1 protein-coding gene and 1 pseudogene are annotated in these 1,046 nt (G+C 35.6%); both read right to left on the bottom strand.

From position 1 onward, the window contains the following. Nucleotides 1–186 (bottom strand): annotated as a pseudogene (locus KHW44_RS10035) (DNA-binding response regulator); the annotation flags it as partial. 82 nt (nt 187–268) lie between these two features. Beyond that, on the bottom strand, nt 269–1,046 hold a 778-nt coding region (locus KHW44_RS10030), incomplete at its 5' end, for a UTP--glucose-1-phosphate uridylyltransferase (RefSeq protein ID WP_304069020.1).

The raw sequence follows: 1,046 nt of genomic DNA, 5'->3' as shown, positions 1-1,046 counted from the left end.
TTTCATCTCAACATCCAACAATAAAATATCTATATAATCATTTTCATCGTAATTGAATATAAAATTCTCACCAGATGTAAAAAGTTCAGTCTTCAAATCGATTTTGTTGTTATTTGCCCATTCTTCGCAGTATTTCTTATACAAATTTCTTATATTCTCTTCGTCATCTACGATTGCAATATTCATAACACACCTCTGTCTTATTTTATCACAACAAATTGTTTTCCATTAAAAAAAGCTACTGACACCAAGTGCCAATAGCTAATAATTATTTTTCTCTTAAAAACTCTAACAATTCGTCCTTTATTTTCTCATCATTAAGTGCAAAATCAACCGTAGCCTTCACAAATCCAAGCTTGTTACCGACATCGTATCTCTTGCCTATAAAATCATACGCAATCATCTTGCGTTTTTCTGCAAGCTTATTCAAAGCATCAGTCAATTGAATTTCGTTGTTCTTTCCAGGTTTTGTTTCGTGAAGAATCGGAAAAATATCCGGCGTTACAATGTATCTTCCAAGAATCGCCAAGTTAGTCGTAGCTTCATCACGACTTGGTTTCTCAACCAACGATTTAACCTCAGTAATTCTCTCAGAAGTTTTCTCTCCATTCACAATCCCGTACTTGCTAACATCTTCCCACGAAACTTTTTGCACACCCAAAATCGGAGACTGTTCAGTCTCGTAAATATCAACCATTTGTTTGATGCAAGGAAGCTCATCTGGGGTATTGTAGATAATATCATCGCCCAACAAAATCGCAAAAGGCTCATCACCAACAAAACTTTCAGCGTATTTTATCGCATCACCAAGCCCGTTTTTCTTCTTCTGTCTAATAGTGTAGATGTTCGCCATCTTCGATAGCTCGTGAATTTCTCGTGATATCTCCGAAGACTTCTTGTTCAATTCGTATTCCAATTCGAAATTCACATCAAAATAATCCTCGATCGATCCCTTATCCTTGCTTATAATAATCAAAATATCCGTAATTCCAGAATCCACAACCTCCTTTACAATATGATGCAAAGTTGGTTTGTCGTAGATTGGA

It is taken from the genome of Finegoldia magna, assembly GCF_018371055.1.
Taxonomy (GTDB): Bacteria; Bacillota; Clostridia; order Tissierellales; family Peptoniphilaceae; genus Finegoldia; species Finegoldia magna_I.
Note: the sequence above shows the minus strand (reverse complement) of the source record. Positions and strands in the feature narration are given on the sequence as shown.